Raw genomic sequence first — 26333 nt, forward strand, 5'->3', positions numbered from 1 at the left:
CAGTGGGGGCTCCTATCGTGTGGTCATGACCCCTGCTCTCTTCGGGCGCGACCATCCCGCCGGCGTTCTCCGTGCGGAGATCGCCCGGGCCACGGACAGCCACGGCGGTCTCGTGCTGGTCACCGGCGAGGCCGGAATCGGCAAGAGCACCCTCGTCACCGACGCCGCGCACGAGGCACGGCGACGCGGGGCGCTGGTGGTCGGGGGTTCCTGCTGGGACTCGGACAACACCCCGGGCTACTGGCCCTGGGTCCAGATCCTGCGAGGCCTGCGCCGGTCCGCCACGGCGGCGGAATGGGCGGCGGCCCAGGAGGCGTCGGACGGCCGGCTCGCCGTGCTCCTCGGCGACCCGGTCAGGGCCGCCCTGGGCGGAGCGGACGGCCCGGGCGCCAGCACGCTTCCGGCCCCGGGGGTGGCCCCGGTCGCCGACGGGGCCCTGGGGGCCGAGGGGAGCGTGGGCACCTCTGCGGTCCCGGTTGCCGACGGGAGCCCGGGTGCCGACGGGAGCCCGGGTGCCTCCGCAGTCCCGGTCGCCGCAGGCGGCCCGGTTGCCGCAGGCGGCCCGGTTGCCGCAGGCGGCCCGGTTGCCGCAGGCGGCCCGGTCGCCGACGGGGTGCAGAGCGGCGGGCCCGGTACGGAAGCGGGCGGGGGGTCGTCGGGCCTCGGGGCGTCGGGGGCCGGTTCGCCGGGGATTGGTTGGCCGAGCGCGGGGTCGCCGGAGGGGGCTGAGGCCTTCGGGCTCTACGACGCGGTGACCACGGCCCTCGTCACGGTCTCCCAGAGCCGGCCGCTGGTGGTCGTCCTCGACGATCTGCACAGCTCCGACCCGGCCTCGCTGCGCCTGCTCGAATTCGCCGCCCAGCACGCCTGGTTCGAGCGGCTGCTGCTGATCGGCACCTACCGGGACGTCGAGGTGGAGGCCCCCGGGCACCCGCTCCAGCAGCTGATCCTGCCGCTGGTCTCGCGCGCCGCCGCGACCCTCACCCTGACCGGCCTCGGCCGGGACGAGGTGGGTGCGCTGATGACGGTGACGACCGGCCGCGAGCCCGCACCGCACCTGGTCGACGAGGTCCACCGGCGTACCGGCGGCAACCCCTTCTTCGTCGAGCAGACCGCCCGGCTCTGGCACAGCGGATCCCCGGTCTCCACCATTCCGCCCGGCGTGCGGGAAGCCGTCCGGCAGCGGCTCGCCCTGCTGCCGGAGCCGGTCGTCTCGCTGCTCACCAGCGCCGCCCTGCTCGGCCGGGAGTTCCGCCGCCAGGTCCTGGCCGTCGTGCACGGCTCACCGGTCCCCCACGTGGACCGTTTGCTGGAGTCGGCCGTCGTCGCCCGGGTCGTCGTTCCCCGCCCGTCCGGGCAGTACGCCTTCGCCCACGACCTGCTGCGCGAGACGCTGTACGCCTCGCTGGACGACGCCGAGGCCCGCGAACGCCATGCCGCCGCCGTACGGGCCCTGGACGCGCACGGCGGCCTCGGCGACGCGGTGCCACCCGGCGCCCTCGCCCGCCACGCCCACCTCGCCGGCGGTGCGCTGGACCGCGACCGTCGGATCGACCTGCTGCTGGCGGCCGCCCGGGACGCCTCGGGGCGCCTGGCCGACGAGGAGGCCACCGAGCACTACCGGCGCGCCCTCGCGGTGGCGTCCGACGCGTCGGGCGCGGCGGGCCCGGACCTCCGGCGGGCCGCGCTGATCGGTCTCGACCTCGCCGGACAGCTCCGGCACGCGGGGGAGACGGCCGAGGCGCAGCGGCTGCTGGACCGGTCGGTCGCCCGAGCCCGGCAGCTGGACGAACCGGAGCTGCTGGCCCGGGTGGCGATCACCCTCCACCGCGAGGGGTTCATGGGCGGCCACGGCGTGTCCACGATGGGCCTCCTCGCCGAGGCGCACCGCAGGATCACCGGCAAGGAGGGCCAGGAGAACCTCTCCGACGACCGGCTCGCCCAGGAGCTGGCCATCACCTTCATGGCGCTGGCCCGGGGCGGCTCGGACGACGAGGCGCTCGCCTTCTCGCTCTGGGCGCGCCACGACTCCGTATGGGGCCTCGGCTCGGCGGTGGAGCGGCTCGGGCTGACCGACGAGATGACCGTCGTCGGCCGGCGCACCCAGCACCAGGACATGGAGCTGCACGCGACGTCCATGCGCTGGGTGGCGCTGCTGGAGCTGGGCGACCCGGCCTTCCTCGACCAGTTCCGTACGTATCTCCGGCTCGCCGAGCTGACCGGGCTGCCCCGGTTCGCCCTGGGGGTCGCCGTGGACACCAGCCTGATCGCGTCGCTGCAGGGCCGGTTCGCCGAGGCGTCCACCGCGCTGGCGGACGACGCACTCGACCCGGAGAACAACGACCACGCGGCCTTCGGCTTCATGGGGCACCACCTGCACTGGGCGCTGCATATGCTCCAGGGCCACTTCGCCGAGGCCGAGGAGATCCTCGACGAGCTTCCCGGCGCCGGGTACCCCTGTCCCGGGCTGCTGGAGGGCGTCACCGCGGTGGAGCAGGGCGACGCCACGCCCGCGCTGCGCCTGATCGCCGAGCACGCGGACCGCGCCGCCCCCTACCCGCGGGCGTTCATGCCGCTGTGGCTCCGGCTGCTGGCCCAGACGGCCGCGGTGACCGGCGACCCACGGCTCATCGCCCGCGCGGAGGACGAGCTGACGCCCTACACGGGCCAGTGGGTCGTGTCGTTGTACGGGTGCGACATCAGCGGCCCCGTCGACCTCTGGCTCGGGATGCTCGCCGCCGCGCGCGACGACCAGGACGCGGCGGTGGCGGCGCTCACCGAGGCCGCCGCCTCCTCGGACCGCCTCGGCGCCCGCCCCTGGGCCGTACGCGCCCGGCTGTGCCTGGCCCGTACCCTCCTCGCCCGCGCCGGTGCGGGCGAAGCCGAACAGGCTCGTCGGCTGCTCGGCGAAGTGGCGCGGGAGGCGGGTGAGTTGGGCCTGCGCCACGTGGAGGCCGAGGCCACCGCCCTCCGCGCGGCCCCGCCCAGCACGACCGCCGCCGCTACCGCCACTGCCACCGCGGCCGACGCCTCCGCCGCCATCTCCGTCTCACGGACGCAGGGCCCGGTCGCGGCACCGGACCAGGGCAAGGACGGGGCACCGGACGGGCCATCACCCCAAACATCGGCCGGCGCACCCACCGGGGCATCGGCCGGGCCCCGGCCCCTCCCGCCCGCCGAGTTCCGGCGGAACGGGCCGGTCTGGCAGCTGCGTTGGGACGGGGTGACCGTGCACGTCCCGGACGCCAAGGGCCTGCGGGACCTGCACAGCCTGCTGGGACTGCCCGGCGCCGACGTCCCGGCCGTCCAGCTCCTCGCACCCGAGGGCGGGGACCTCGTCGTCGCCGCCGGGCAGCTCGGTGGCGATCCGGTGCTCGACGACGAGGCCAAGCGCCGCTACAAGGAGCACCTGGCCCGGCTGGACGCCGAGATAGACGCAGCCGCCGCCCGGGACGACACCCGGCTGGTAAAGGAGTACGACCGGGAGCGGCAGGCCCTCCTCGACGAGCTGCGCTCCGCTGCCGGGCTCGGCGGCCGGACCCGCCGGCTCGGCGACCAGACCGAGCGGGCCCGCAAGACGGTCACGGCCCGGATCCGTGACACCCTGCGCAAGCTGGACACTCTGCACCCCGCGCTGGCGGCCCATCTGAAGGCCTCCGTGACGACCGGGACCACCTGCGCCTACCGCCCCGAACGCGCCCCCGACTGGCGACTCTGACCCACCCCGCCCCGCCCCGGGCCTCGGGGAACGACACCGCCGGTGCTCGCGCCGCGCCCAAGCCCTCCTGAGACACCCCAGGCCCGACCCTCAGGGCGCCCGGGCCCGGCGTCCGCCGCTACGCCTCGACGACCACGCGGCCACGGCGCACGCCACGTTGTCGGGCCCGCCCGCCTCGCGGGCCAGGCGGACCAACCGGCGTACGGCCTCCTCCGGGGCGTCCGCCGCGATGAGCGCCGCCCTCAGGTCCGCCTCGTCCACCACCGCCGACAGGCCGTCCGAGCAGAGCAGATAGCGGTCCCCCGCCATCACCTCCTGCAAGCGGACGTCGGGGCGGCACGCCACGGCCACCGGGGCGGACCGGGCCTCGCCGACCAGTGCCTTCAGCAGCAGTGCGGGGCCCGGGTGGGAAGCGGCCTCCTCCCGACTCAGCGAACCGTCGTCGATCATCGACTGGACCAGGCTGTGGTCGTGCGTGATCCGGAACAGCTCCCCACCCCGCAGCAGATAGGCCCGCGAGTCCCCGATGTGCACGAGCCCGAGCCGCGACCCGGTCCACAGCATCGCGGTGAGCGTGGTCCCCGAACCGTCCGGCGCCGCCCAGGGCGCGACCGCGTCCCGGACCGCCCGCGCAGCGGAATCCGCCGTGTCCTCCAGGGCGTTCAGCAGCTCCGCGGCGGACAGCGCACCCTCCTGCGCGCCCCACCCGGAGGGCTTGAGCGCCTCGATCGCCGCAGCACTCGCCTCGGCCCCGGCCTCCCCGAAACCGTCGGCGACCGCCAGCAGCCGGGGCCCCGCGAACGCCGCGTCCTGGTTCGCCGTACGCACCACACCGGTATCGGTCAGCGCCGCGCACCGGATCACGAGCGACACCGCCCCCGGGCCCCCCGTGTCTTTGGTGTTCCCTGCGCCCCCGCTGTCTCCGGTGTTCCCTGCGCCCCCCGTGTTCTCCGAGTTGCCTGTGTTCTCCGTGTTCTCCGTGTTCTCCGTGTTGCCCGGCAACCGTGACATGGCCCCGCCCTCCGCTGACAGATGGTCGACGAGGTACATCGCCAGATCGCGCCGGGCCGCCGTCTCGGCCTCCACCCGCGCCCAGTAGACCCGGATCTCGACGGCCGCGGCGCCCGCGTCGAGCGTCACGACCCGGCCGATCCGGCTCAGCGGCATGCCGATCCTGCGCAGCCACGCCACGAGCCGGGCCCCCTCCGCCTGGGCCCGGTCGTAGTACCGGTAGCCGTTCACCGGGTCGACCAGGGCGGGTCGGAGCAGACCCAACTCGTCGTAGCGCCGGAGCGCCTTGGCGGAGAGCCGGGACAACCGGGCGAACTCCCCGATCGTCACCAGCTCCCCGCTCGCGGCGCCCACCGCACGGCCTTCGCGTTCCACCCCGTACCTCCTCGTACCGGGCGGCTTCCGCCCGGCCCCACCGATGCTGGGGCTTCCCCCGCGGGGAAGGTCAAGGATGCACGGGGCAAGCCCGTCCGCGGTCGGTCACTTCCGGTTGTAGAGCCGCATCGTCGCCGAGCCGAACACCACCAGGAGCACCCCGGCCCAGCCCAGCGTCCAGGCGATCTCGGTGGCGGGCCAGTCACCCTCCATCAAGTCACGCACCGCCGTGGCGAGGTGGGTGACCGGGCTGTTGTTCACGAAGGCCTGGAGCCAGCCCGGCATCGTCTTCGGGTCGACGAAGACATTGCTGAGGAACGTCAGCGGGAAGATCACCATCATGCTGACGCCCATCACCGACTTCTCCGAACGCAGCAGCAGCCCGAACATCGTCCAGATCCAGGAAAACGCGAACGAGAACACGACCAGCAGCGCGATGCCGGCCAGCACGCCGAGCACACCGCCGTCCGGACGGAAGCCGATGGCCATGCCGACGGCGAGCATCACGAACGACGCCAGCAGATAGCGCAGGACGTCGCCGAGCAGATAGCCGACCATCGGAGCGGGCCGCCAGATCGGCAGCGTGCGGAACCGGTCGAAGACACCCTTGGCGATATCGGTGTTCACCGCGATACCCGTGTACATCGTGATCATCACGACGCTCATCACCATGATGCCGGGCAGCAGGAACTGGATGTACTCCTCGGTGGAGCCGGCCAGCGCGCCTCCGAAGAGGTACGTGTACATCAGGACCAGCATGATCGGGAAGGCCGTGACATCGAAGAGCTGCTCCGGCACATGCTTGATCTTCAGCATGGCGCGCCAGCCGAAGGTCAGCGATGCCGACAGGGCACTGGGCCTCGGCGGGCGGCCCTGGCCCACCAGGAGCGCGGCGAGGCGTTCCTTGTCCGGTGCGGCGAGCTCGACGTCCTGGGGCTCCGTCTTGGCGGTCGCGGTGCTCATGCCGCCACTCCCTTCTTGTCCGTGAGTGCGAGGAAGACCTCGTCGAGGCTGGGCTGTCCCAGCGAGAAGTTGTCGACCGTGATGCCGCATCGGGCCAGCTCGGCCAGCGCTCGCCCGGCCTGCTCCGCCGCGCCCTGCTCGGTGCTCTGTCCGTCGACCCGGGCCGTCAGCGCCACCGGGTCCGCATCCAGCTGGACCTCCGCGTCGAGCGCGACCGCCAGAACCTGCTGTGCCTCGGCCCGCTGGCCCGCGTCCCGCAGTCGCAGGTGGACGGTGCCGGAGCCGACGGAGGCCTTGAGCTCTCCCTTGGTGCCCTCGGCGATGACCTTGCCGTGGTCGATCACCGCGATACGGGAGGCCAGCTGGTCGGCCTCGTCCAGATACTGGGTGGTCAGCAGGACCGTGGTGCCGTGGTCGACGACCGCCCGCACGATGTCCCACACCTGGTTGCGGCTGCGGGGGTCGAGTCCGGTGGTCGGCTCGTCCAGGAACAGCACGTCGGGGGTGTTCAGGATGGACGCGGCGATGTCGATGCGCCGCCGCATGCCTCCCGAGTAGTTCTTCACCTGCTTGTCCGCCGCCTCGCTCAGCCCGAACCCGTCGAGCAGCTGGGCAGCCCGGTCGCGGGCCGCCGGCTTGGAGTGCCCCAGCAGCCGGCCGAGCAGGACCAGGTTCTCCGCACCGGTCAGGTCCTCGTCCACCGAGGCGTACTGGCCGGTCAGGCTGACCCGGCTGCGGACCGCGTCGGCGTCCTTCACGACGTCCTTGCCGAACACCCGCGCCGAGCCGCCGTCGGGGCGCAGCAGGGTGGCGAGCATGCGGACGGCGGTGGTCTTGCCGGCGCCGTTGGGTCCGAGGACGCCGTAGACGGTGCCGGTGGGGACCGCGAGGTCGATGCCGTCCACCGCGCGGTTGTCGCCGAAGACCTTCACCAGCCCCGTGGTCTCGATGGCCAGTTCAGTGCTCATGATCCATTCCTTGTGGGTCGTCGATGGGAGTCTGCGTTGTGCCGCCGGTACCGAGGGGGTTCACGAGACGTAGGGGCGGACGGCGCGCGCCTCGCGCAGGGCCCAGCCCCACCAGCCCAGCTGGTCGAGCATCAGGCCCACGGACCGGTCCCGGCCGGTGTCACCGGAGTGCTCCTCCAGCGGCTGCCGGAGGAAGTCGAGCGCGACCCCGTTCCTCAGGGTCACCGTGTGCAGCTCGGTGAAGACGGAACGCAGCTGCTCCACGGCGTACAGCCCGGCGGAACCGTGTCCGTAACTCACGAAGGCGACCGGCTTGGTCTGCCATTCCTCGTAGGCGAAGTCGATGGCCTGCTTCAGGGAGGCGGGGAACGAGCGGTTGTACTCCGGGGTGATCACGACGAAGGCCTCGGCCCTGGCGATCTCCTCGGTGAACTCCGTCATCTGGTCGGTCGCCCGCCCCGGGTAGTGCACCGGGAAGTCGAAATCGGCGAGGTCCAGCACGGCGAGGTCCAGCTCGCTGCGGTGCCGGGCCCGCTCCATGAACCAGCGGCCGACCGCATCGCCGATACGGCCCTCGCGGGTGCTGCCGATGATCACCGCGACGCGCAGCGGAAGGCTGCCTTCCCCGCCCCGGCCCTCGCCGGGGCTGTCGTCCGTCGTCATCGTTCGCTCCTCCTCCCGCGACCCCCGCCGCCTCCCGGGCCCCCGGTCGGCCTGGTCTCCCGTCCGGGCCGAGCCGTTCCGCTCCCTCACCTCTTGGGCGCCAGACGCGGGGGCGCGGCCGCCAGATTGAATCTGGCAGCCGCGCACACGGTCGGAGAAGCCCGGACGCCGGACGGGCCTCAGGGCTCCCGGGTGTAGAGGTAGTAGTACGACACGACGAGGACACCCGCCCCGACGACCAGCCCCAGACCGGCCGACCGCAGCACGCTGGTATCGGTGAGGCTCACCAGGAAGCCGATCGCACACGCGGTCAGCGCTCCGTAGGCGACCGCCCGCAGCTCGCGCGGCAGGGAGTGCTGGATCCGGCCCAGCGCGAAGCAGAGGGCCGCCAGAGCGGCACCGGAGACGAGCCCGAGCAGGACCTGCCCGCCGGTGCTGGGGCCGCCGTCGCGGCGGATGAACGCCGCGTAGAACCCGTAGATCACGCCGAGCACCAGAGGCAGTGCCCAGGCGAGCGAGGTGTGGTGGCGGGTCCGCGCGCGGGCGCGGCTCCCCCTTCGGCCGGGCATGGCTGCGTGTGTGGCCATCGCGGACAGCTCCTTCCGTCGCCCCCGTCGCACGCCCCCGTTTCTCCAGAGCACACCCGACCGCGCCGCCCGGCAACTCGAATGGCGCACGGCCCGGGGCGGACCGGCCCCGGACGGGATTGTCTGGAGGGGTGCGGACCTCTTCCCCGGCCACGTCCCCAGCCCCCTCGGGCTCCCGGACGTCGGCGATCTCGGCGGCCCTCTCGGCGGTCCTGCTCGTCCTGCTCGCCGTCCTCGTGCCGCTGAGCGCGCTCTCCGCCTGGGTCGACCTGGAGATCGACGACACCGACCGGTACGTCGCCGCCGTGTCGCCGCTCTCCTCCGACCCGGCGGTCCAGGCCACCGTCGCGGACCTGGTCACCGAGGAGGCGATGCGACAGATCGACCTCGGTCCGCTCCAGGACACGGTGCGGGAGTTCCTGCACGAGACCGTGCGGTCCTTCGCCACCACCGAGGCCTTCCGCAACGCCTGGGACACCGCGAACCGGGCTGCCCACAAGGCGGTGAAGGCCGACCTGGACGGCGACAGCGGACAGGCCGTCACGATCGACCTGGCCCCGGTGATCGACCAGGTCAAGCAGGACCTGGTACGCGACGGGGTGCCGTTCGCGGACCAGATCCCGGTCGAGCGGACGGAGATCACCCTGCTCGGCCCCGATCAGGCCGACGAGCTCAGGAGCTCGTTCCGCTGGCTTCGCTACTGCAGCATCTGGCCGGCCGTCGCCACGCTGGTGCTCCTCGTCCTGGTGGTGGGCATCGCGACCGTACGGCGCGGGCTGCGGGGCGGGTTGTGGACCACCGCGATCGTGGGCGCCGGGTTCGTGCTCGGTGCGATCGTGCTCCGGGTGCTGGTCGCGGTCGGCCGTAACCGGGTGCTGGAGGAGGTGCCGAGCAGCGACCGGGACGCGGCCGCCGCAGTGGTCAACGCCTTGACCGCCTCGCTGCGGACCACGGTGTGGGTGGTGCTGGCGGTCGGCGCCGTCCTGCTCGTGGGGGCGGTGGTGGCCAGGGTGCTGCTGGGGCACAGGAAGGCGCGGCGGGGGTGAGCGTGGAGACGTTTCACGTGAAACACCCGTACGGACGTTTCACGTGAAACAACGGGACAGAACCCGCACGAGGGACCGCCGACCGGCTCAGGCCTCCGGCGGGCGCCCCTGAAGGCGCTCCATCTCGCGGCGGTCGCGCTTGGTCGGACGGCCCGTGCCCCGGTCCCGTACCGGGACCTGGATCGCGAGCTCGCGCGGCGGCGGGGGCGGGCTGTTGTCGACGAAGCACTCGGCGGCCACCGGCGGGCCGACCCGCTTCTTCACGATCTTCGAGACGACGACCACCCGGTCCCGCCCCGCATGCCGGAGCCGTACCTCGTCGCCGACGCGGACGGCCTGGGCGGGCTTGGCCCGCTCACCGCCGACCTTCACATGCCCGGCTCGGCAGGTGGCGGCCGCCTGCGCACGGGTCTTCGTCAGCCGGACCGACCAGATCCACACGTCGACCCGGACGCTTCCTTCCGCCTGCGGCGCGTCACCGGAAACCATGGGTCCGACTCTAGTCCGGTGGAGGCGCGGGGCGCCGTCCGTTTACCGGCAGCACCTGCCGGGACGGGGCCCGCGACCACCGGATCGGCCGGGTCGGGCCCCCGGTCAGGAGTCGAAGTCGCCGATCACCTCACTCATGTTGTAGCTGTACAGCTCCCGTTTGCATCCGGCACAGGAGGAACTGGGGGCGTGCTCGCTGAGCGACCACAGCTGCGGGGCGAAGCCGTCACCGCGCCCGTGCGCCAGGTAGAGGTCCTCGGGTCCGTACGACGACTGGAGGATCTTCGTGTTCCCGACGAGCTGGGTGGTTCCGTCGACCGTCGCCGAGGTGGCCTGGAGCAGGCGGCCGTTGCTGTAGGCGTTGGAGCGGTGGAAGTACCACTGCCCGTCGTAGCGCATCGCTCCCTGGATCTTGTGCCACAGCGTCTCGCCGTTGAACGTGCCACCGGTCGGCAGGCCGAAGGCGCTGTCGGCGGAGGCGGCGGTGCCCGGCTTGCCCTCGACGGCGGCGGTGATCGCGGACATCGGATACGTACCGACGCGTCCGTTGCTGGTGCCGCCGTTGTTCTTGTTGCAGTACTCGCCCAGGATCAGGTGGTCGGTTCCGGTCCGGTCCAGGGAGAGGAACGAGGCCTTGGGGCGACCGGTGGCGTAGCACTGGTTCCCGGAGGACTCGCCGCCGTTCTTGGCGGTGGTGAGTTTCAGGGTGGCGACCTGCGGCATGACGTACCGGTAGCCGAAGGAGTACCAGACGTTGTTCTGCCGCCCGATCCGCTTCTTGTCCTTGACGTCGCTCTCCAGGCCGTCCGGCGTCGGGTCGTTCCGGTCGGCGTCGTTGTCCGGGTTGAGGTCCATGATCTTGCGGAGATCGAAGACCCGCATGCCGTTGGCGGTGTCGGCGACGTAGAGGTAGTTGCCGTACCAGACCATGCCGCCCGCATGGATGCCGTTCTGCGCCTTGCAGGAGGGGGTCGGGGTGCCGGTGCACTTTCCTTCGCTCGCGTGGAGCGCGTCGAAGGAGATGTTGTTCTTGGAGTTCACGTAGGGCCAGGCCAGCAGGACATGGCGGTACTTCTGGGTGGCCTGGTTGAAGAAGCTGACCCGGACGCCCTTCTCGTTGCAGGCGTCGGACACGGAGGCCTGGACGCAGTTCTGGCTGCCCGACGCCTGGTCGCTGCGCCCCGGATTCTTCGCGTCGTACGAAGCCACCGCGATCGGCTCGGCGTTCGATGTCCCCCAGTCCTCGTCCTCCTGGGCGTCGGAGACGCCGGTGATGGCCTGGGGAACCCACTCGCTGGACGCGAGGTCGTCGTCCGCCCAGCAGACCCGGTGGTTGACCGCGAGATCGGGGCCGTAGATGGCGGTGTCGCCGCAGGCGTCCTCCCAGCCCGCCGGGCGGTTGGCCTGCTCCATCAGCTCCGTGAGCCCCTGCTTGGGCAGAGCGGCGTCCAGCCTGCCGACGAGCCCCGAGAGGTCGCTGCCCGCAGCCAGCTTGAAGTCGCCCGGCCGGCCGGGGACCGGTGCGGCCTGCGCCCCGGGCGCCCGCCGCTCGGCCGTCCCGCCGGGGCCGACGAGGTCGTCCTGCTCGCCTTCGTGCTCGTCGTCGAACCCGTCGTCCGGCATGTCGTCGGGCGGGGCCAGATCGTCGGCGGCGGCCCTCGCCGTGGCCCCGGCCGGTGCGGCCGCGGCGCCGCCCGCCGGGGTGAGACCGGCCAGGAGGACCCCTGCCGCCAGGGCCGAGGCGGCAAGGCGTAGCCGACGGGGGCGGGTCATACGGGAGCGGATTCTGCGGGATGAGAGTCCCACGAGGGGGTCCTTCCTGTTATCAGCCACATCGGCCGCTCACCGTAGGCCTTCAACTCTGTCCCGTGTACATGTTTTTGACGGACACGCATCAGGCCCGCACCGCAAGGGCACAGGCCTGATGGTCGGTCGGCCCCACGGGAAGGGCGGCCGGGGTCACACCCCGATGTCGCGCCCGTCCTTGCGCCAGACGGCGACGACCGAGGGACGGACGATCTTGCCCGGTCCGTCGGGCCAGACGCTCGCCGGCTTCTCCACGGAGGCACCGTCGATCTCGCCCGGGTGCTGGACCGCGACCAGGACCCGGCGGTCCTGGATGACCGGGCCGCAGGTCTCGGCCCCGGCCGGAACGGTGAGGAACTGCTTCAGTTCGCCGCGCCGGTCACCGTGGGTCGCCACGCCGAACAGCCCGTCGTGTGAGCCGAGCGCGTTGCCGTCCGTGGAGATCCACAGGTTGCCGTGGGCGTCGAACGCCACGTTGTCCGGGCAGGAGATGGGGCTGACGTTCTCCTTGGGGAAACCGGAGAAGTACGTCGCCGGGTCGTCAGGGTCGCCCGCCACGAGGAACAGCCGCCAGGCGAAGCCGTCGCTCGTCGGGTCGTCCCAGTTCTCCGCGAGCTCCAGGATCTGTCCGTGCTTGTTGGCGTTGCGCGGGTTCGCCTCGTCCGCGCCGGGCTTGCCCTCCTTGCCGCGGTCCGAGTTGTTGGTAAGGGCCACGTAGACCCGGCCGGTGCGCGGCGAGGGCTCGACGTCCTCGGGGCGGTCCATCTTGGTCGCGCCGACCTTGTCACCGGCGAGCCGCGTGTAGACGTACACCTCCTCGGCGGTCATGCCGGGGACGTGCGAGGTGGTGCCGGTGGCCAGCGGGATCCAGACGCCGCTGCCGTCGAACTCCCCGTCGTTGGGGAGCTTTCCGGTGCCGTCGATCTCGTTGACCGGCGAGTCGCCCGTCAGCTTGGCGACGTACAGCGTGCCCTCGTCGAGCAGCGTCAGGTTGTGCTCGCGGGCGGCCCGCGAGTTGCCCTTCTTCATCCGCTTGCTGGAGACGAACTTGTAGAGGTAGTCGAACTTCTCGTCGTCGCCCATGTAGACGACCGGGCGGCCGTCCGAGGTGAGCCGGGGCTGCGCGGCCTCGTGCTTGAACCGGCCCAGCGCGGTCCGCTTGCGGGGGGTGGAGTCCGGGTCGTACGGGTCGAGTTCGACGACCCAGCCGAAGCGGTTGGCCTCGTTGGGCTCCTTCGCCAGGTCGAACCGCCGGTCGAACCGCTCCCACTTGCGCTCGGAGGCGCTGGTGCCGATCCCGTACCGCTTGTGCATGGCGGTGCTGCCGTTGGCGAAGTACTGGTTGAAGTTCTCCTCGCCGTGCAGCGTGGTGCCCCACGGGGTGGTGCCGCCCGCACAGTTGTTGAGGGTGCCGAGCACCTTGCGGCCGGTGCGGTCGGCGGACGTGCGCAGCAGGGTGCTCCCGGCAGCCGGGCCCGTCATGCGGAACTCGCTGGTCGCGGTCAGCCGGCGGTTCAGCGGGTGCCGGTTGACCGGTCCCAGCTTGCCGGTGCGGTTCTCCTCCTGGACGACGACCACGGAGAGTCCGTGCGCCGCCCAGGCGATCTCCACCTGTTCGCGGGTCGGGTTGGCCGGATCGTAACCGCGGAACATGAGGATCTCGTCCGTGTACTCATGGTTGGCGACCATGACCTGCCGGCCGCGCTCGCCGCGCAGGGGGAGCAGGGAGAGGAAGTCGTTGTTGTAGCCGAACTGGCCCGCCTGCGCCTTCGCCGTCTGCTTGTCCGGGTCGAAGGCGGGCGCGCCGCGCAGAATCGGCTCGCCCCAGCGGATCACCACGTTCTGGCCGTATCCGTCGGGGATCGTGACCTTGTCGTCCTTGTTGGGCGCGACCGGCGAGAACCGCAGGCCACGCGCGCCGGGCGCCCCCGGTTTGTGGGGGCGGCCCGGTTTGTTCCCGTGCCCGGCGAGCGCGGCGGCCTCGGCCCGGGGGGCGCTCGGGCCGGTCAGCGCGGCGGTCCCGGCGGCGGTGGCGACGGTGACCACGGCGGCGGCGCGCATCATCGAGCGGCGCGACACGGCACCGGCGATGATGTCGCCGGCGTACTCGTTGTCGCTGTTGTTGGGCGTCTCCTTGAAGCAGGCGTCCCCGCAGCGGAAGCGGCAGGTCAGCGCGGAACGCCCACCGGGATGCGAGCTGATGAACGGCAGCAGATTGCGCACGTGGATTCCCTCCGACTGGTGTCGTGCGTGACGGTAGGTGCGCATCCACGCGGTCCGAGGGACTCCTGGTGAACGGCGGGTGAAGTCCGGGCCACCGCTGTTCCCTTGAGGCCCTGTGGTGGACACGGTCGTGGACACCGCGGCGGACTCGGTCCGGGAACGGTTTCGGCTCGGTTGACGCAGGGGTGGGCCGCACCGGCGAACGGCCGGATCCGGCCGCTAACCTTACGTATCCGTCCTGGCCAGGGATGAATTCACCCAGGTCGGACATTCACCGCACCCAACTCATGCGAAAGGCCTCGCCCATGGGCATTCGGAGCTTGCTGCGTAAGGTGTTCGGCCGCACGGAGCAGGACGAGCCGACCACGGCCACCGTCCCGCCCCAGGCCGAGCGCACTCAGCCCAAGGAGACGGAGCCGGAGACCACTTCGGCGGCCGAGCCCGCGGCGGAGCCTAAGGCGTCGATCCCGGCCCCGGCCTCGCCCTCGTCCCCCGTCGCCGGTTCCACGGACCGCGACAGTTCGCCGGCCACCGACCTGGTGGCGGAGGCCTTCGACAAGGCGGCCGCCGCACCGGCGTCCCCGACCGTCCCCGCGCAGGGGTCGGCCCCGGAGGACGCCTCGGACGACGCACCGGCGACCGCGCCGAAGGACTCCCCGAAGGCGGAGAAGCCCGAGGAGCCGGTGATCGCCGAGAAGGCCGAGGCACCGGTCAAGCCCGAGGAGCCGGTGGTCGCCGAGGCGCCCACCGAGGCCGAGGCGCCCAAGTCGTCGGCGCCGGAGCCGATCACGATCGACTTCGACCTCGATGCGGCCCCGAAGACCACCCCGGCTCAGGAGGCCACGCCGGAACCGGCAGCGGAGGCCGCACCCGAGCCGACAGCGGCAGAAGCCCCGGAGACCGTCCCGGCGAAGACCGCTCCCCAGGCACCTCAGGCCGCCGCGGCGGCCCCCGAGGCCCCTAAGGCCCCTGAAGCGCCCGAAACCCCCGAAGCCGCAGCGGCACCGGAGACCACCGAGCCCCCGGCCGTCGCAGAGACCCCGGCCTCCCCGGAGACCCCGGCGGCCGCAGAGCCCCCGGCCTCCCCGGCGGCCGCGAAGACCCCGGTGGCACCCACCGCACCGGAGCCGACGGCCCCCGCCGCACCGGAGAAGCCCGACCCCGCCGCGTCGGAGTCCGCCCCCGGCAAGCCCGCCACCACGCTCGCGCGGGTCAAGTCGCGCGCTCCGCAGCTCGCCGCCCCGTACAAGGCGGCGCAGGCAGCGCTCAAGGCGCACGGGCTGACCGGGCTCCGCACCCGCGTCTACCTGGTGCTCGACCGCTCCGGCTCGATGCGGCCGTTCTACAAGGACGGCAGCGCCCAGCACCTGGGCGACCGGACGCTCGCGCTCGCCGCACACCTGGACGAGGACGCCACCGTGCAGGTCGTCTTCTTCTCGACGGACATCGACGGCACCGGCTCCCTCGAACTCTCCGGTCACGAGGGCCGTGTCGACGAGCTGCACGCGGGCCTGGGCCGACTGGGCCGGACGCACTACGAACGCGCGGTCGAGGAGGTCGTCGCGCACTACGAGAAGACGGAGGCCACCGGTCCGGCTCTCGTGATCTTCCAGACGGACGGCCCGCCGGACGCCAAGCAGGCCGCCCGGCAGGCCCTCACGGACGCCGCGCGGCTACCGCTGTTCTTCCAGTTCGTCGCCTTCGGCGAGCAGGACGCGAAGGGCTTCGACTTCCTGCGGAAGCTCGACGCCCCGAACGCCGGCTTCTTCCACGCGGGACCGGCCCCCCGCGAGATCGCGGACGCCGAGCTCTACCGGGAGATCCTCGCCGGGCTGCCGGCCTGGACCGCCGCGCGCGAGGCCGGCTCCGGGGCCTGATCCACCGGCAGCCGTACGGTCACGGCGAGACCGCCGCCCTCCGGGCCCGGTACCGCCGTGACCGTACCGCCGTGGGCCACCGCGATCGACCGGACGATCGAAAGACCGAGGCCCGACCCCGGACCCATCCGGTCCCGGCCCTCGCCCCTCCGGAACGGCTCGAAGAACCCCGCGATATCGGCCTCGGAGACCACCGGGCCGGTGTTCCGCACCAACAGCACCCCCTCCCCGCTCAGCGACACCTCCACCGAGCCGCCCGGCACGTTGTACGTGACCGCGTTGGCCAGCAGGTTCGCCACCAGCTGGGCCAGCAGCAGCCGGCTGCCGCGCACGGGGCAGGCGGCCAGCGCGACGTCCACGGCCGGTCCGCCGCCCGGCCCCCGGCCCGCCGGATCGCCACCGCCCGCGCCCCGGCCGTCCGGGACGCCGCTCGCTCCCTGTACACCGGGATACCGGACCGTCTCCTCCCGGACCACATGGTCGAGGCGCACCGCCTCGCGCTCGTCCGTGGCCAGGCCCCGTTCGCTGCGGGCCAGCACGAGCAGCCCCTCGATGAGCCGCTCGCTGCGTCGGTTGGAGTCCAGCAGGGTCTGCCGGGTGCGGGCGAGGTCCTGGGGGGACGGGTCGTCCAGACCGATCTGGATCGCGGCGCGCTGGGTGGCCAGCGGGGTCCGCAGCTCGTGCGAGGCGTTCGCGATGAACCTCCGCTGACTGTCGAACGCCTTCTCCAGGCGGCCCAGCAGCGCGTCCAGCGTCTCGCCCAGCTCCTTCAGCTCGTCGTCCGGACCGCTGGACGCGATCCGCTCGTGCAGGGTCTTCTCGGAGAGCCGGCGGGCCTTCGCGGTCATCGCGTGGACGGGCCGCAGCACCCGGCCCGCTATCCACCAGCCGACCCCGACCGCGCCCGCCGTCATCACGAGCAGCGCGGCGAACGACCAGTTCAGGAGCTGTTTGCCCGCCGCGTCGCTGACATGGTCGGTGAGTTCGTAGACGGTGGGCGATCCGGTGGAACTGCGGGCGACGAAGGGCCCGTTCACGGTGTACCCGGGCGGGACCACGGCCACCGAGGAGGCGATGGCCCGCGCATCTGTCTCCGTACCGGCGCGAGAGGCCAGGTTGACGGTGGCCAGCAGAGCCGTGCCGAGGACCAGGAAGACACCGCCGTACACCAGGGCGATCCGGGTCCGGATCGTCGAGTGCGACAGCTTCGAGGCGTCCGCCAGCCGCAGCAGCGGGGACGGCCGGTTCACAGGGCGTACCCGACGCCCTGGACAGTGCGGATCAGCGCGGGCTCGCCGAGCTTGGCGCGGAGCTTGCTCATGCAGACGCGCACGGCCCCCGTGAAGGGATCGGCGTTGGCGTCCCAGGCCCGCTCCAGGAGCTCTTCCGCACTGACCGTGCCGCCGTCGGCCTCCAGGAGCAGTTGCAGCACGGTGAACTCCTTCGGGGAGAGGTCCAGGTCCCGGCCATCGCGGAGCGCGGAGCGCCGTACGGTGTCGAGCCGGATGCCGTGGCGTTCCAGCTGGGGCGGTACGGGGCGGGCGCTGCGTCGCCGCAGGGCGCGTACCCGGGAGACCAGCTCGGGGAACTCGAACGGCTTGGCCACGTAGTCGTCGGCCCCCAGGTCGAGCCCGGCGACCCGGTCCTCCATGGCGCCCGAGGCGGTGAGCATGAGGATCCGGGTGCGGGAGCCGGAGGCGACCAGGCGGCGGGCCACGTCGTCGCCGTGGACCCGGGGGAGGTCGCGGTCGAGGACGACGACGTCGTAGTCGTGGAGGCCGAGATAGGCGAGGGCCGCGTCCCCGCTGTACACGGTGTCGACGGCGAATCCGGCCCGGCGCAGTCCGGTGGCGACCAGCTCCGCGAGGATCTCCTCGTCCTCGGCGACCAGTACCCGCATGGTGATGTCCCCTGCCTCGTGCACGCTTGTCCGCTCCCTCCCAGGATGCGACTTTCCTACGGGAACCATTACGTGAGGGGATGTTTCGCAAAGCTCTCCACCGGAGGGCCTTCCTCCGTCCGCGCACCGGCCGCCGCTTATCGGTGTGAGTGGATCTTGATCGGGCCGTTAGGATTTCGACCATGGCGGCCACTGGATCCGAGAAGCAGGGGGCGACGGCGTACTACGTCTCGACCCCCATCTACTACGTCAACGACGCTCCTCACCTGGGCCACGCCTACACGACCGTCGCAGGCGACGTGCTCACGCGCTGGCACCGCCAGCGCGGCGAGAAGGTGTGGTACCTCACCGGCACGGACGAGCACGGTCAGAAGATCATGCGCACGGCCGAGGCGAACAACGTGACTCCCCAGGCCTGGGCGGACAAGCTCGTCGAGGAGGCGTGGAAGCCCCTCTGGGAGCATCTGAACATCGCGAACGACGACTTCATCCGGACGACGGAGAAGCGGCACACCGACCGGGTGCAGGAGTTCGTGCAGGACCTGTACGACAAGGACGAGATCTGCAAGGGCGGGTACGAAGGCCCGTACTGCGTGGGCTGCGAGGAGTACAAGCTCCCCGGCGATCTGCTCGACGGCGAGGGCGAGTTCGCCGGTCAGAAGCTCTGCCCGATCCACAAGAAGCCGGTGGAGCTCCTCAAGGAGGAGAACTACTTCTTCAAGCTGAGCGAGTACGGCCCGAAGCTGCTGGAGTTCTACGCGGCGAACCCGGACTTCATCCAGCCCGAGTCGGCACGCAACGAGATCGTGAACTTCGTCGAGCAGGGCCTCCAGGACCTGTCGATCTCGCGCTCGACCTTCGACTGGGGCGTCCCGGTCCCGTGGGACGACAAGCACGTCATCTACGTGTGGGTCGACGCGCTCCTCAACTACGCGACGGCCGTGGGCTACGGCGCCAACCAGGAGAAGTTCGACGGTACGTTCCCGGCGAACGTGCACCTGATCGGCAAGGACATCCTCCGCTTCCACACGGTGATCTGGCCCGCGATGCTGATGGCGCAGGGCCTGCCGCTGCCGGGCAAGGTCGTCGCCAACGGCTGGCTGATGGTCGGCGGCGAGAAGATGTCCAAGTCGAATCTGACCGGCATCAAGCCGCAGGACCTGACCTCGCACTTCGGCGTGGACGCGTACCGCTGGTACTTCCTGCGGGCCATCTCCTACGGCAGCGATGGGTCGTTCTCCTGGGAGGACTTCTCCGCCCGCTACACCTCCGAGCTGGCCAACGACTACGGCAACCTGGCCTCGCGGGTGGCGGCGATGGTCGGCAAGTACTTCGGCGGCGCGCTGCCGGAGGACACGGCTGCCGGTGACGCCGAGCAGGCCGTGCGGGACGGCCTGGCGAAGGCCGTCGCGACGGCCGACCGGAAGATCGGCGAGGAGCTGGACTTCCAGGGCGGCATCCTGGCGGTCTTCGACTTCGTGAAGCAGGTCAACGGCTACATCACGGAGCAGGAGCCGTGGAAGGTGGCCAAGGACACCGCCCCGGAGGGCCAGGCCCGCCTGGCGACCATCCTCTACACGGCCGCCGAGTCGCTGCGCGGGGTCGCGGTGCTGCTCAACTCCGTGATGCCGGAGACCTCGCAGAAGCTCTGGGAGTCCCTGGGCGCCGAGGAGTCCCTGGGCGCCCTGGCCGACCAGAAGGTCCAGGACGCGGGCGTCTGGGGCGTCCTGCCCGCGGGCGCGTCGGTGACGAAGGGCGCGGTGCTGTTCCCGCGCCTGGAGGAGAAGCCGGCGTAACCGCTGACGTACGTACGCGAGGAGCCCGGGCCCATAAACGGTGGTCCCGGGCTCCTGACGTATCGCGTCGGGTCAACGCGTCCAGTTCTTGAGCGGCTCGGTGTCCAGCTCGATCCCGACCGGGTCGGGCAGGGTGACGGTCTTGCCGTACGGCACCGTCACGACCTGCTCGTAGCGCACACCGTCGGGCTGCGAATGGACCTTCACCTCGCAGGTGTCCCGGTCGATCAGCAGATAGACGGGGATGCCGGTCTCGGCGTAAGCGCGGGGCTTCTCGACGCGGTCGCGGCGGTCGGTGTCCTCGTCGTACGAGGTCACCGCGACGACCATCAGGACGTCGTCGGGGCTGGCCCATTCGCCTTGGCCGACGAAGGCGCCACTACGAGCGAAGCTGCCGTCGGGACGAGCGTTGCCCTTGCGATAGGCCTCGATGCGCAGGCCCTGCTCGGCATAGAGCCAGCGGTTCGGATGCCGGGGAGCATCCTCAGCGTACGGGCAGGGCACCCGGCCCATACCCCGATCACCGCCTCAGCGACTCCGCATCCCCCATCACGATCACCGGGTTCATCTCTGGGTCCAGGGTGCGCAGGAGTTCCTCCATGCGCTCCTCGGGGACGGAGACGCAGCCCTGGGTGGGGCCGTCGTGGTCGACGTGGATCCAGATGCCGCCGCCGCGTTCGAGGCCGAGCGGGCGGGTGCGGTTGAGAGGGCTGACGCCCTCGGTGCGGTTGTAGTTGATCGCGACGACGTAGTCGAAGGAGCCCTCCAGCGGCTCGCCGAAGAAGCCCTCGCCGTCCACCGCGAACCGGGGGTGCTCGTCGTACGGCAGCAGGGCCCCGGGGTCGGGGAGCCGGCCGCCCGCGTCGGTGAGGGTGTAGACGCCCCTGGGTGACCTCCGGTCGCCCGCCACGTGGTAGTTCGTCCAGCCCTCCATGCCGTTGTGCGCCGGCCAGGGCCCCGCGACCCGCTCCCAGCCCTGTGCCGGGTCCGCGCGGCTGTACAGGACCGCGCTGGAGCGGTAGGAGTCGGCCTCCTCGCCGGTGACCACGAATGCCTGCCGGGCCTCGGCGGGGATCTGGGCCAGGGTCTCCGGTCCCAGGTCCGGGATCTCGGCGGGGCTCGGGGCGGGCACCGGGCCGGCGGAGGGCCGGAGCGCGGACGCGGCGTCGGACTGCGGGCCCGCGGCGCCCTGCCCCGGAACGCCGACCGGGGCCTTCTCCGGAGCGGCGCCGGAGGAGCAGCCGACAAGCAGCAGGGCCAGGGCGAGGAGCGGTGCGGCGAGCAGGGCGGGTGGGCGGCGGGGGAGGGACACGGCGGTGGGCTCCTCGGATGGCGGCGGGCGGCGCGACGCGGCGGGACGGGCGGCGAGAGGGGTGTCTCGGTGCCAGTCTTTGCCGGGCCCGCCCCGGCCGAACCCGAACCGGGGCCATCCGGCTGTACCACGTCGCCCGGCCGTCGCCAGCGCTCGTGGGTACGCAACGAAACAGCCCCCGATCGGGTGATCGAGGGCTGTTTCACGTGAAACATCCGCAGAGCGGGACCGTACAAACTACTGGTCGGCGGGCTTCTCCGACGCACCCTTCGCCGCGACCGGCTTGCGGAGCTGGATGTTCAGCTCGCGCAGCCGGGACTCGTCCAGCTCGGTCGGGGCGCCCATCATCAGGTCCTGGGCGTTGCCGTTGAGCGGGAAGGCGATCGTCTCGCGGATGTTGGGCTCGTCCGCCAGCAGCATCACGATGCGGTCGACGCCCGGGGCGATGCCACCGTGCGGCGGGGCGCCGAGGCGGAACGCGCGCAGCATGCCCGCGAACTCGTACTCGACGGTCTCGCGGTCGTAACCGGCGATCTCGAAGGCCTTGAGCATCAGCTCGGGCTCGTGGTTACGGATCGCGCCCGAGGACAGTTCGATGCCGTTGCAGACGATGTCGTACTGCCAGGCGAGGATGTCCAGCGGGTCCTTCTCCTCCAGGTCGGCGAGGCCGCCCTGGGGCATGGAGAAGGGGTTGTGCGAGAAGTCGATCTTGCCGGTCTCCTGGTCCTTCTCGTACATCGGGAAGTCGACGATCCAGCAGAACCGGAACACGCCCTCCTCGAAGTGGCCGGCGCGCTTGGCGGCCTCGACCCGGACCACCGACATGATCTTGGAGACCTCGTCGAACTCGCCCGCGCCGAAGAACACCGCGTGGCCCGGGACCAGCGAGAGGCGCTCGGTGAGCGTCTTGACGTCGGTCTCGGTGAGGAACTTGGCGATCGGACCGGCCAGCGTGCCGTCCTCGCCCACGCGCACCCAGGCCAGGCCCTTGGCGCCGTGCTCGACGGCGTACTCACCGAGACCGTCGAAGAACTTCCGGGACTGGCCCGCGGTGTCCGGGACCGGAAGCGCGCGGACGTGCTTGCCGGCGAACGCCTTGAACCCGGAGTCGGCGAAGACGTCCGAGATGTCGACGAGCTCCAGCTTGGCGCGCAGGTCCGGCTTGTCGTTGCCGTACTTCAGCATCGACTCGCGGAACGGGATGCGCGGGAACGGCGAGGTGACCTCGCGGCCGTTGCCGAACTCGGTGAAGAGCTCGGTCATCAGCTTCTCGATCGGCTGGAAGACGTCCTCCTGCTCGACGAAGGACATCTCGACGTCGAGCTGGTAGAACTCGCCCGGCGAACGGTCCGCGCGGGCGTCCTCGTCGCGGAAGCAGGGCGCGATCTGGAAGTAGCGGTCGAAGCCCGAGATCATCAGCAGCTGCTTGAACTGCTGCGGGGCCTGCGGCAGCGCGTAGAACTTGCCGGGGTTCAGCCGGGACGGGACGACGAAGTCACGGGCGCCCTCGGGCGAGGTCGCCGTGAGGATCGGGGTCGCCATCTCGTTGAAGCCGAGGGCCACCATCTTGGAGCGGATAGAGGCGATCACGGCCGAGCGCAGCAGGATGTTGCGGTGCATGCGCTCGCGGCGCAGGTCGAGGAAGCGGTACTCCAGGCGCCGCTCCTCGTTGACGCCGTCCTCGGTGTTGATCGTGAAGGGCAGCGGGCCGGCCTCGCCGAGCACCTCGACCTCGGTGACCTCGATCTCGATCTCGCCGGTCGGCAGCTCCGGGTTGACGTTGTCCGCGCCGCGTGCGGAGACCTTGCCGTCGATCCGGACGACGGTCTCCTTGGTGAGCTTCGCCAGGGCCTCGTTGCCGGGGGTGCCGGGGCGGGCCACGAGCTGCACCAAACCGTAGTGGTCGCGCAGATCGATGAAGAGGATGCCACCCAGGTCTCGGCGATTGTGCAGCCAGCCGCTCAGCCGGACGTCGGTGCCGACGTCAGAGGCGCGGAGCTCGCCGCAGGTGTGGGACCTGTACCGATGCATCGTCGTTCATCCAGTCTTCGCGGTTAGGGATGGATTGAGCGTCCCCAGGCTACCGCCCGGGGCCGGGCCTCTTCATTTCGCTTTCCCGCCCGTCCCCGGCGGGGGCCCGCGCTCGGCCTCCCCTCGGTGGCGTGCGGAGAGCACATCTTCCTAAAGTGGGGCAATGCGCACCGAGGAAGTCCTGGCCGCGATCGCGACGGGCCTGTGGCGCTGGGACAACGCAGCCGGCACGGTCACACTCGACACGGAGGCGGCCCGGCTGCTCGGCCTGCCTCCCGAGCCCGGCAGCTACCGGGAGCCGGCGGTGCGCTCCCGTTTCCACCCGGTCGACTGGAACGAGATCTACGGGGTGGTGAACCTCGCGGTCACCGAGGGCACCCTCGCCGAGGCGCGGCTGCGGATCGTGGACGAGCGCGGGCAGGTACTCCGTACCGTGCGCAGCCGCTCCAAGCCGGTCTTTCCGGCGGGCCGGGACGACGAGGGCGCTTACGTCCTCATCGGCACGCTCCAGGAGGTCGCCGAGCCGCAGCCCGGCTCCACCGACGCCGCCCACACGCCGATCACCGGGGACTGGCGCAGGTCCCGGGAGGCGTTCCTGCTGGACGCCGGGCGGGCGCTGGCCGAGGCCCGGTCCACCGAGGAAGTGCTGCGGGTCGCCGGATCGCTGTCCATGCCCGGCTTCTCCCCGGACGGCCTCGCGGTCTTCGGCTCGGCCGGGGAGCGGCTGACGATCATCGGGCACCACGGGCACAACGTCGGGGACGAGGAGCCCTTCACCGACATGCCCCTGGATACCGACTATCCGGCCGCCGAGGTCGTCCGCACCGGGCGCGCGATCTATCTCCCCTCCCCCGACGAGTACCGCCGCCGCTATCCGGCCACCTGGCCGCTCGCCCGGCGCTTCGGACGGCAGTCCTGGGCTTTTCTGCCGCTGGTCTCCTCCGGCCGCACGATGGGCGCCTGGATGGCCGGGTTCCGGCATCCGGTGGGCTTCTCGCCGGACGAGCGGGCGGTGCTCTCGACGGTCGCCCGGATGCTCGCCCAGGCGCTGGCCCGCGCCGGGGTGGCCGAGACGGAGCGCGAGCTGTCCCTGGGGCTCCAGCGCTCGATGATGCCGACGCTGGGCCCGGAGATCCCCGGTATGACGGTCGCCGCGCGGTACGTGCCGACCGGCGGCGGGCTCCAGGTGGGCGGCGACTGGTACGACATGATCCCGCTGCCCAACGGCCGGATCGCCCTGGTCATCGGCGACGTCCAGGGCCACGACGTGCGGGCCGCCGGGCTGATGGGCCAGCTCCGCATCGCCCTGCGCGCCTACGCCTCCGAGGGGCACCGCCCGGACGCCGTGCTCTCCCGGGCCTCGCGCTTCCTGTCCGGGCTCACCGACGCGTACGAGAGCGTCGAGGGCGACGCGGAACCCTCGGCGCCGCGCTTCGCCACCTGCCTGTACGCGGAGGTCGACCCGGAGGCCGGAACCCTGGACATCGCCCGTGCGGGCCACCCCGACCCGGTGGTGATCAGCGCCGACGGGACCGCGGTGATCCGGCAGACGGCCGGTGGGCTGCCGCTCGGGATCGAGACGGACTCCGACTACCCCACCACCCGGGTCGTCCTGGAACCCGGCGAGACGATCATGCTGTGCACGGACGGCCTCATCGAGACCGGCGGACACGACATGGCCACCGGCTGGACCCGGCTGCGCCCGGTCCTGGAGCAACCGGTCGAGGATCTGGAACAGCTCGCCGACGCCCTGGTCCAGGCCGTGCACGGGCCGACCTCGCACTACACGACGGGGCCGCTCGCGGACCGGCGGGAGGACGACATCGCGGTGCTGGTGCTGCGGCGCGAAAGCACCCCGGCGCCGGAGACACCGCCGCGCCGCAGCGTGCTGACCATCGCGCAGGCGGAGCCCGAGCGGATCTCGGTGGGCCGGCAGCTCGTGCGTGAGCTGCTGCACGACTGGAGCGATCCGGAGCAGGTCGACTCGGCGGTCCTGATGGTCTCCGAGATGGCCACCAACGTGCTCGTCCATACGGACGGGGACGCGCTGATGGTGGCGCAGGTCTCCGGGGAGCGGGGGGAGAGGCGGTTGCGCGTGGAGGTGGCCGACGCGAGCGACGAGCTGCCGCACAAGCGGCGGCCGGGGGAGATGGCGTCCAGCGGGCGGGGGCTGGTGCTGATGGAGATGCTGGCGGATGCGTGGGGGGTGGATCCGCGGGGGGAGGGGAAGTCGATCTGGTTCGAGCTGTACGAGTCGGATGAGCCGGGGGAGTTGGTGGCGGCCGCGGCGTCCTGAGCGTTGGGCCCTTCGGGCCCGGTCTCTTGGAGTGCCCGGGGCTCGGCCCCGTTCGCGAGTGCGGGGCCGCCGCCGCGAGGGTTCCGTCCTCAAGCGCCGGACGGGCTGGGCAACCTGGCCCCCGGCCGCCCGAAAGTGCGGGCCCAACACCCCGACCGTTCCGTCCTCAAACGCCGGACGGGCTGGGTTCACCCGCTGACGGTCCAGAAGGTTTCCCGTGCCCCCTGCGTAGCTCGCCCAGGACTCCGAACGCTGCCGCGCACAGCGGTACGGCCAGGAGCATGCCCAGGAGGCCCGCCACGCTGGCGCCCGCCGTCAGGGCGATCATGATCATCGCGGGGTGCATCTGGACCGTACGGCTCTGGATCATCGGCTGGAGCACATGGCCCTCCAGCACCTGGACCGCGAGCACCATCCCCAGCGTCCACAGGGCGATCACGAACCCCCGGTCGGCCAGCGCGACCAGCACCGCCACCGCGCCGGAGAGGAACGCCCCGAGGTACGGGACGTACGCGCCGACGAAGACCAGCGCGCCGAGCCCCACCGCCCCCGGCACGTCCAGGATCAACAGGCCCACCGTGATACACACGGCGTCGATCAGGGCGATGAACGTGGTGCCGCGCATGAAGCCCTCGACGGCCTCGAACGCCCGCCGGCCCATGGCCTCCACCAGGTCCCCCGTGCCGCGCGGGGCCACCGTGTGGGCCAGGTTGACCGCCCGGTCCGAGTCGCGCAGGAAGAAGAAGGTCAGCAGGAGGGCCAGCACACTGGTCGCCACCAGCGAACCGATCAGGCTGATGCCGCTGAGCAGCCCGCCCGCCGCGCTCGCCCCGAACTTCTCGACCAGGCCCTTCGCGTTGTCGGCCAGATCGTCCACGTCCGTGGCCCCGGCGATGTCCAAGTGGTCGACGACCCACTGGCCCGCGTCCTTCAGCGAGGCGACGATCTGGTCGCCCGAGTCGACGAGGGCGGTGACGACGATGTACCCGGCGCCGCCGACCACCGCGACGAGCGCGGCGCAGGTCAGCCCCGCGGCCAGCGAACGGTTGAGGCGGTGCGCGACGAGCCAGCGGTGGACAGGGCCGAGCAGGGCGGTGCCGAGGAGGGCCAGCAGGACCGGGGTGACCGCGGTCTTGAGGGCGACGACCAGCCAGATCGCGACGGCGGCGACGCCCACGACGAGCAGGACCACACCGCACCAGGCGGCGGCGCGGCGGGCGCTGTCGGGCAGGAGGGGCTTGGATGCGGGCACCCTCCCAGCCGATCACGGGG

18 protein-coding genes and 1 pseudogene are annotated in these 26333 nt (G+C 72.0%); 5 read left to right on the top strand and 14 right to left on the bottom strand.

Annotation, left to right across the window (positions count from 1 at the left end; translation table 11 throughout):
• The first annotated feature begins 25 nt into the window (after positions 1-25).
• Positions 26-3718 carry an ATP-binding protein gene (locus ACFWM7_RS09915; protein ID WP_383257389.1) on the top strand — a complete coding sequence of 1231 codons (3693 nt, stop codon included), beginning with the start codon at positions 26-28 and terminating at the stop codon, positions 3716-3718.
• Positions 3719-3808: 90 nt separating this feature from the next.
• Here the strand turns inward: ACFWM7_RS09915 and ACFWM7_RS09920 are convergent, their stop codons facing one another.
• The 5 genes from ACFWM7_RS09920 to ACFWM7_RS09940 all read right to left on the bottom strand — a co-directional run bounded on the left by ACFWM7_RS09920 (position 3809) and on the right by ACFWM7_RS09940 (position 8285).
• On the bottom strand, positions 3809-5104 hold the full coding sequence (locus ACFWM7_RS09920; RefSeq protein WP_383257392.1) for a MerR family DNA-binding transcriptional regulator: 1296 nt from the start codon (positions 5102-5104) through the stop codon (positions 3809-3811).
• A gap of 105 nt (positions 5105-5209) precedes the next feature.
• A complete protein-coding gene (locus tag ACFWM7_RS09925; protein ID WP_383257394.1) occupies positions 5210-6067 on the bottom strand; it encodes an ABC transporter permease in 858 nt (285 codons plus the stop codon).
• Positions 6064-7035, bottom strand: a complete 972-nt coding sequence (locus ACFWM7_RS09930; protein ID WP_383257397.1) for an ATP-binding cassette domain-containing protein — start codon at positions 7033-7035, stop codon at positions 6064-6066. The genes ACFWM7_RS09925 and ACFWM7_RS09930 overlap by 4 nt, the downstream gene beginning before the upstream one ends.
• 60 nt (positions 7036-7095) lie before the next feature.
• Positions 7096-7698, bottom strand: coding sequence for an NADPH-dependent FMN reductase (locus tag ACFWM7_RS09935; RefSeq protein WP_383257400.1), 603 nt, complete (start codon positions 7696-7698; stop codon positions 7096-7098).
• A gap of 179 nt (positions 7699-7877) precedes the next feature.
• A complete protein-coding gene (locus ACFWM7_RS09940) occupies positions 7878-8285 on the bottom strand; it encodes a hypothetical protein (protein ID WP_383257403.1) in 408 nt (135 codons plus the stop codon).
• 131 nt (positions 8286-8416) lie between these two features.
• On the opposite strand from ACFWM7_RS09940, the gene ACFWM7_RS09945 reads away from it, so the two are divergent.
• Positions 8417-9331: a hypothetical protein gene (locus ACFWM7_RS09945; protein ID WP_383257407.1), complete on the top strand. Its 915-nt coding sequence runs from the start codon at positions 8417-8419 to the stop codon at positions 9329-9331.
• A gap of 87 nt (positions 9332-9418) precedes the next feature.
• Here ACFWM7_RS09945 and ACFWM7_RS09950 read toward each other — a convergent pair whose 3' ends face one another.
• From ACFWM7_RS09950 to ACFWM7_RS09960, 3 genes are all read right to left on the bottom strand, one after another.
• Complete coding sequence (locus ACFWM7_RS09950) at positions 9419-9820, bottom strand: RNA-binding S4 domain-containing protein (RefSeq protein WP_383257410.1); 402 nt, start codon at positions 9818-9820, stop codon at positions 9419-9421.
• Between the two features lie 105 nt (positions 9821-9925).
• Positions 9926-11593: a hypothetical protein gene (locus tag ACFWM7_RS09955; protein ID WP_383257413.1), complete on the bottom strand. Its 1668-nt coding sequence runs from the start codon at positions 11591-11593 to the stop codon at positions 9926-9928.
• 186 nt (positions 11594-11779) lie between these two features.
• A complete protein-coding gene (locus ACFWM7_RS09960; protein WP_383257416.1) occupies positions 11780-13849 on the bottom strand; it encodes a PhoX family protein in 2070 nt (689 codons plus the stop codon).
• A 305-nt stretch (positions 13850-14154) separates the two neighbouring features.
• Here ACFWM7_RS09960 and ACFWM7_RS09965 point away from each other — a divergent pair, with 305 nt between their 5' ends.
• Positions 14155-15726 (top strand): VWA domain-containing protein, encoded by a 1572-nt coding sequence (locus ACFWM7_RS09965; RefSeq protein ID WP_383257419.1) that lies wholly within the window; start codon positions 14155-14157, stop codon positions 15724-15726.
• On the opposite strand, the gene ACFWM7_RS09970 is transcribed toward ACFWM7_RS09965, so the two are convergent.
• Complete coding sequence (locus ACFWM7_RS09970) at positions 15660-16976, bottom strand: sensor histidine kinase (protein ID WP_383257421.1); 1317 nt, start codon at positions 16974-16976, stop codon at positions 15660-15662. The genes ACFWM7_RS09965 and ACFWM7_RS09970 overlap by 67 nt on opposite strands.
• Positions 16973-17626, bottom strand: coding sequence for a response regulator transcription factor (locus ACFWM7_RS09975; RefSeq protein ID WP_010060284.1), 654 nt, complete (start codon positions 17624-17626; stop codon positions 16973-16975). Before ACFWM7_RS09975 ends, ACFWM7_RS09970 begins: the two co-directional genes overlap by 4 nt.
• A gap of 182 nt (positions 17627-17808) precedes the next feature.
• Here ACFWM7_RS09975 and metG point away from each other — a divergent pair, with 182 nt between their 5' ends.
• Positions 17809-19422 carry a methionine--tRNA ligase gene (gene metG / locus ACFWM7_RS09980; RefSeq protein ID WP_383257426.1) on the top strand — a complete coding sequence of 538 codons (1614 nt, stop codon included), beginning with the start codon at positions 17809-17811 and terminating at the stop codon, positions 19420-19422.
• A 72-nt stretch (positions 19423-19494) separates the two neighbouring features.
• Here the strand turns inward: metG and ACFWM7_RS09985 are convergent.
• The 3 genes and pseudogenes from ACFWM7_RS09985 to aspS all read right to left on the bottom strand — a co-directional run.
• Positions 19495-19890: pseudogene (locus ACFWM7_RS09985) on the bottom strand (Uma2 family endonuclease); the annotation flags it as partial.
• A 52-nt stretch (positions 19891-19942) separates the two neighbouring features.
• On the bottom strand, positions 19943-20734 hold the full coding sequence (locus ACFWM7_RS09990) for a L,D-transpeptidase family protein (RefSeq protein ID WP_383257429.1): 792 nt from the start codon (positions 20732-20734) through the stop codon (positions 19943-19945).
• A 237-nt stretch (positions 20735-20971) separates the two neighbouring features.
• Complete coding sequence (aspS, locus tag ACFWM7_RS09995) at positions 20972-22765, bottom strand: aspartate--tRNA ligase (protein ID WP_383257432.1); 1794 nt, start codon at positions 22763-22765, stop codon at positions 20972-20974.
• Positions 22766-22928: 163 nt separating this feature from the next.
• Here aspS and ACFWM7_RS10000 point away from each other — a divergent pair, with 163 nt between their 5' ends.
• On the top strand, positions 22929-25061 hold the full coding sequence (locus ACFWM7_RS10000) for a SpoIIE family protein phosphatase (protein ID WP_383257434.1): 2133 nt from the start codon (positions 22929-22931) through the stop codon (positions 25059-25061).
• Positions 25062-25227: 166 nt separating this feature from the next.
• Here ACFWM7_RS10000 and ACFWM7_RS10005 read toward each other — a convergent pair whose 3' ends face one another.
• On the bottom strand, positions 25228-26313 hold the full coding sequence (locus ACFWM7_RS10005; RefSeq protein ID WP_383257437.1) for an AI-2E family transporter: 1086 nt from the start codon (positions 26311-26313) through the stop codon (positions 25228-25230).
• Between the last annotated feature and the right edge of the window lie 20 nt (positions 26314-26333).

The sequence above is a fragment of the Streptomyces sp. NPDC058375 genome (genome assembly GCF_042723425.1).
GTDB classification, from domain to species: Bacteria; Actinomycetota; Actinomycetes; order Streptomycetales; family Streptomycetaceae; genus Streptomyces; species Streptomyces durocortorensis.

What these genes read in the sequence shown, in the direction of transcription:
- ACFWM7_RS09915 (WP_383257389.1), top strand. Translation starts at nt 26, where the DNA reads ATGACCCCTGCTCTCTTCGGGCGCGACCATCCCGCCGGCGTTCTCCGT.
- ACFWM7_RS09925 (WP_383257394.1), bottom strand. Translation starts at nt 6,067, where the DNA reads ATGAGCACCGCGACCGCCAAGACGGAGCCCCAGGACGTCGAGCTCGCC.
- ACFWM7_RS09930 (WP_383257397.1), bottom strand. Translation starts at nt 7,035, where the DNA reads ATGAGCACTGAACTGGCCATCGAGACCACGGGGCTGGTGAAGGTCTTC.
- ACFWM7_RS09935 (WP_383257400.1), bottom strand. Translation starts at nt 7,698, where the DNA reads ATGACGACGGACGACAGCCCCGGCGAGGGCCGGGGCGGGGAAGGCAGC.
- ACFWM7_RS09940 (WP_383257403.1), bottom strand. Translation starts at nt 8,285, where the DNA reads ATGGCCACACACGCAGCCATGCCCGGCCGAAGGGGGAGCCGCGCCCGC.
- ACFWM7_RS09950 (WP_383257410.1), bottom strand. Translation starts at nt 9,820, where the DNA reads ATGGTTTCCGGTGACGCGCCGCAGGCGGAAGGAAGCGTCCGGGTCGAC.
- ACFWM7_RS09955 (WP_383257413.1), bottom strand. Translation starts at nt 11,593, where the DNA reads ATGACCCGCCCCCGTCGGCTACGCCTTGCCGCCTCGGCCCTGGCGGCA.
- ACFWM7_RS09965 (WP_383257419.1), top strand. Translation starts at nt 14,155, where the DNA reads ATGGGCATTCGGAGCTTGCTGCGTAAGGTGTTCGGCCGCACGGAGCAG.
- ACFWM7_RS09975 (WP_010060284.1), bottom strand. Translation starts at nt 17,626, where the DNA reads ATGCGGGTACTGGTCGCCGAGGACGAGGAGATCCTCGCGGAGCTGGTC.
- metG (WP_383257426.1), top strand. Translation starts at nt 17,809, where the DNA reads ATGGCGGCCACTGGATCCGAGAAGCAGGGGGCGACGGCGTACTACGTC.
- aspS (WP_383257432.1), bottom strand. Translation starts at nt 22,765, where the DNA reads ATGCATCGGTACAGGTCCCACACCTGCGGCGAGCTCCGCGCCTCTGAC.
- ACFWM7_RS10000 (WP_383257434.1), top strand. Translation starts at nt 22,929, where the DNA reads ATGCGCACCGAGGAAGTCCTGGCCGCGATCGCGACGGGCCTGTGGCGC.